Raw genomic sequence first — 346 nt, 5'->3', positions numbered from 1 at the left:
ATAATAATCTTTCGTGTCTGAAAGAGAAACCTTATATTTGTTATTTCCCATGCTTTTCAAAGTAAAATTACCATTCGCGACTTCATTGCTCGTGCCATCATTAAATTCTCCATTGAAAGCTGCGTAATATGTGCCATTTTCGTAAAACTCATAGTATATATCGCCATCCGCCTGATACTTGCCGGTTAATTTCTTTTTAACATCAGCGATTGATGTTTCTCCCGCCGTTGCCGTCGGTGTCTCTGTTGGTGTTTCTGTTGCAATTTCTGTTGCGATTGGTTCCTGCTCGACAGGTTTTCTCGCGCCCAAAGCGTACGCACCATAAGTTAAACCTGCGACGATAATT

The 346-nt window shown here is 41.0% G+C and carries 1 protein-coding gene; it reads right to left on the bottom strand.

Annotation, left to right across the window (positions count from 1 at the left end; all coding sequences use genetic code 11):
• On the bottom strand, positions 1 to 346 hold a 346-nt coding region (locus ACYVTD_RS18370; protein WP_461249035.1), incomplete at both ends, for a hypothetical protein.

It is taken from the genome of Treponema sp. R6D11 (genome assembly GCF_054786075.1).
Note: the sequence above shows the minus strand (reverse complement) of the source record. Positions and strands in the feature narration are given on the sequence as shown.